Annotated in this window: 2 protein-coding genes; both read left to right on the forward strand. The window is 48.9% G+C overall.

Going from position 1 to position 4,228, the window contains the following annotated elements; genetic code table 11:
* Positions 1–125 precede the first annotated feature (125 nt).
* Complete coding sequence (locus VIP81_RS32870; protein WP_331972297.1) at positions 126–3,263, forward strand: SusC/RagA family TonB-linked outer membrane protein; 3,138 nt, start codon at positions 126–128, stop codon at positions 3,261–3,263.
* Positions 3,264–3,274: 11 nt separating this feature from the next.
* On the forward strand, positions 3,275–4,228 hold a 954-nt coding region (locus tag VIP81_RS32875; protein ID WP_331972300.1), incomplete at its 3' end, for a SusD/RagB family nutrient-binding outer membrane lipoprotein.

Raw genomic sequence — 4,228 nt, forward strand, 5'->3', positions numbered from 1 at the left:
GAAAGCTATAAAAACAAAGATCCGGACAGTCATAAGCTGTGCCGGATCTTTGTTTTTATAGCTTTCACTTTCTCAATTTTCAGCGTATATTTAAGTAACAACATTTTAAACCAAAATCTATCGCCATGAAGTCATTGTACGCTATGACGCTGGCGGGCGCTTTCCTTTTCTTACCCTTTTTGCTGCTCGCTCAGAATCACATTATTACAGGTAAAGTAACAACCGCCGGTACAACGGAGGCTATACCCGGTGTCACCGTCCAGATAAAGGGACACGCTTCTGGCACTGCTACCGGAGCCGATGGCACTTATCGGCTCAATGTATCCGATGTTAACAGTATCCTCGTTTTTACATCTGTAGGTTACCTGTTGCAGGAAATCCCATTGAACGGACGCACCACACTCGATATCCAGCTACAACCTGATACCCGTAACCTCGAACAGGTAGTGGTGACAGCGATGGGTATTAAAAAAGAAAAACGCGCACTGGGATATGCGGTCCAGGACGTAAGTGGGGTTGACCTGATGCAATCCAAGCAATCGAATGTAGTGAATGCACTACAGGGGAAAGCAGCCGGGGTACAGATTTCCAGTGGAGGCGGCGCACCAGGACAAGGTTCCCGTATCCTGATCAGAGGGATTAACTCACTCGATCCCAGCCGCGATGCCCAGCCCTTGTTTATCATCGATGGTATTACCATGGATAACAGTACCGACGTGGTGGGCAATAACGAAACCCGCGGTATGAGCAATGGTGCAGCAGACCTGAACCCCGATGATATAGAAAGTATCTCTATCCTGAAAGGTGGCGCCGCCACAGCATTGTATGGCTTACGTGCTGCTAACGGGGCATTGATCATTACCACTAAGTCAGGTAAGGCCGGTCGCCTGCGGGTCAACTTTAGCAGCACCGCCGGATTTGAAAGGATCGGCAAAACCCCCGATGTACAAAACACTTATAGTCAGGGCAACAATAGTATCTACGACAACCAAAGCTTCTGGCCCTCCTGGGGACCAACGGTGGCGGATGCACGAAAACTGGACCCTACCCATCCGGACGCGTTATACGATAAATACAAACAGGCTTATAATACCGGCAGCCAGTTCCGCAATACCCTGGGACTCTCCGGTGGTACCGAAAAAGTCGTATATGCGGCATCGTTATCCCAGTTCAACCAAAACGGAATTCTACCTTTTAGTAACTATAAAAACTACTCCGCCAGGGTGAGCGGAAGCGCCCAGGTAAGCGCAAAGTTCAAAATGGGAGTGTCCCTCAATTACATCAACTCCGGCGGTAACCGCGCTAATTTTGACCGGTACGGAGAGCAACTGGTCTACTGGTCCCCACGCTGGAATATGCGCGACTATATAAAAGATGATGGTACCCAGCAAACCTACGGTGCTACAGACAATCCCATATATACGGTGTACAGCAACCGTTTTGTAGATAATGTAAACAGGCTAATCGGGAATGTCAACTTTACCTGGTCTCCCTTTAAATGGCTGGATATCCTCTACAATGCAGGAACTGATACGTATAATAGTGGCATGACCCATGCCGCTCCCGGACCCAAAGGCACCGTGGGAGAAGTACCCAGCACCGACAATGATTTCGGGTTTGTAGATGAATACTCCATTTATAAGCGCGCGCTTTCTTCGACCCTGATCCTCAATTTCAAAAATAAAATCAGCTCCAAACTGAATTCCGACCTCAAAATCGGACAGGATATTTTGTCAAGGAAATTTAAACAGGTATCTGTCGAAGCAGATACACTGGATATACCAGACCTGCTGATCCTGCAGAATGCCAAAAAAATACTGGCTACGCAGAGCTTACAAAACTATTACCTGATGGGCATTTTCGCCGACTGGACCCTTAACTGGGATCGGTGGCTGTACCTGAACCTGACCGGCAGAACCGATATCAGCTCCTCGCTACCTACCGCTAACCGCGCTTTCTTTTATCCATCCGCCAGTTTGTCCTATCTCTTTACAGAACAGCTGAAAATCCCGGAAAAGATTTTGTCGTACGGTAAGTTGCGCGTTTCGTGGGCAAGGATTGGTAAAGATGCGGTACCCTATAATACCGGCTCCGGCTATATTCCGCTCGTAGATGGTCCCATCGGAGGCTCCGCCATCTGCTGGACCCGCGACGACCGGCTCGGAGACCCCGCCCTGAAACCGGAGTTCACCAATACCTTTGAGGCAGGAGCCGAGCTGCGCTTCCTGAACAACCGTTTAGGCGTAGACGTTACCTGGTATACTTCCAAAAGTACCGATCTCCTGATTCCGCTAAAGCTATCGAATGCAACAGGTTACGAGGACTACTATACCAATATAGGCTCCATTCGTAACAGAGGTGTGGAAGTATCATTGAATGCCACCCCGGTGAAAACAAAAAACTTCAACTGGGACATCCGGATCAATTTCTCCTCCAATCATAACGAAGTACTCAGTCTGGGTAATGGCTTAGATGAGATAGACGTCGCCGAACACTTCGGATACGCCGGTTCTACCGCTACCATGAAATATATTAAAGGTTACCCGGTGGGCGCCATCTTTGGCACCAGCTACCAGCGATATTATGGCAGCGACAAGGAAGATCCGCTGATGATCGATTACAGTAAACCCATGATCATCGGGCAAACCGGCAGCGGAGCAGGTTTTCCATTGATCAACAGTACGCAGAAATATCTCGGCAACTCCCAACCTAAATGGATAGGGAGTATAAACAACACCTTTAGCTATGGTCCGTTCAGCTTATCGCTGTTGATTGATACCCGGCAGGGAGTCAAGAAATACAACCAGCTGGCCAATTTCCTGGCGGCCTTCGGTGAATCGGCTGTTACCGGTAATCGCGCCGAGCAGACGGTATTTCCCGGCGTGCTGGCAGATGGTACTGCCAACACCCAGAAAGTATATTTGCAACAGGCTAAAGGTCCTGACGGACGTAATTATGGTGCAGGATATTATCGCAACGTATATCGTGGGGTAACCGAAAACTTTGTGGAAGATGCGGCCTGGGTCCGGTTGCGCACCCTGAGCTTTACCTATCTGTTGCCAACCGGCCTGCTCAGCGCCACACACCTGATTTCCGGCGCCAGCATTACCCTGACAGGTAATAACCTCTGGCTGCACACCAATTACAGCGGCTTCGATCCGGAGTCCAGTTCTAATAGCTCCGGTAGCAACGTGGATGCTTTTGCAGGATTCACGTACCCGACTACACGTAGTTTCCTGGCCACCCTTCAAGTTACTTTCTAAAACTGTTGATGATGAAAAAACTACTCACCATATTAATATATGTATCCTGCCTGGGGATCCTGTTTCCGGGTTGCGACAAATCACTCGATATCAATAATAATCCCAATCAGGCCACCGTTCCGCCGTTAAATGGGTTATTGGTTTCCGCTACTTACCACACGGCCACCAATGTGTACGAGGTCAGTAACATCACGTCCTACCTGGTGCAATACCTGGCGTCGCCCAATTCCGACGGCGCTACGGATACCTATCAGGTGACCGACTACAGTAACACCTGGAAGTTATTATATGATAACATGACGGATATCCATGACCTGATTGACCAGGCAGGCAAAGAAGGAGCCGCGCGACACGTGGGAGCCGGCGAAGTAATGATGGCTATTAACCTGGAAATGCTCAACGACTTATGGGGCAGCGTTCCTTACACCAGTGCCTTTAATGCGCGCATTATTCAACCTCCCTATACAGGCGACGATAGCGTGTACACCTACTGCATATCCTTACTGGATGATGGTATTCAGCAGCTGAAAAGAGCAGATACCAGGTACGAGCTGGATGCTAACAAAGACCTCCTGTTTGGTGGAAACACCAATGCATGGATCAAAACAGCTTACGCGGTAAAAGCACGCATCCTCAATCATATTACTAAAAAGACGACCTACGATGCCGCCGGCGTATTGGCTGCATTGTCAAATGCTTATACCACTAATGCGGATGATGCCCAGATGTTGCAGTTTCAGTCACTCAGTCCATGGAATGCGGCCGCGATTAATAACATTAATAATAGTCTGGACGGCTGGCTCAGTGCTCATTATGTAGATGCTATGAACGGGAAGACTTACGGCGTATTTGATCCCCGTTTGCCGTTGATTACAGATACCACTCAATTTGGTGACTACCGGGGTACCATCAACGGCGCTGGTAGGGTAGGATCGGGTACGGACCAGGAAGAATGCTATTTATCT

Origin of the sequence: Chitinophaga sp. (assembly GCF_036566945.1) — a bacterium.
Classification (GTDB): domain Bacteria; phylum Bacteroidota; class Bacteroidia; order Chitinophagales; family Chitinophagaceae; genus Chitinophaga.